The following is a 292-nucleotide window of genomic DNA, read 5'->3' as shown; positions in this document are numbered from 1 at the left end:
GTGATAAAATTATGAGTACCAATAAGATTACTTGTTCATTTACCGTTGACCGTGATATTTACAACGCTTATAAAAGTATTGTTGTAAATGGTGGTGAAAATGTAAAGGGCAACCTTATCCGTTATATGCTCAATGTCATTAACTATGAAACGCCAAATGCAGATACAATTTCTGCCATTAAAGAAGTTGAAGAACTGAAAAAAAATCCACACAAAAAAACCTATGCTTCATTTAGAGAGCTTTTAGAGGATATTACCAATGAGTAAATTAAGAATTGTGCCATCACAAAAAT

At 31.5% G+C, this 292-nt stretch carries 1 pseudogene; it reads left to right on the top strand.

What is annotated here, in order from left to right:
• Positions 1 to 266, top strand: a pseudogene (locus Q5L94_RS13590) (hypothetical protein); the annotation flags it as partial.
• Between the last annotated feature and the right edge of the window lie 26 nt (positions 267 to 292).

Origin of the sequence: Idiomarina sp. Sol25 (assembly GCF_033052775.1) — a bacterium.
Classification (GTDB): Bacteria; Pseudomonadota; Gammaproteobacteria; order Enterobacterales; family Alteromonadaceae; genus Idiomarina.
Note: the sequence above shows the minus strand (reverse complement) of the source record. Positions and strands in the feature narration are given on the sequence as shown.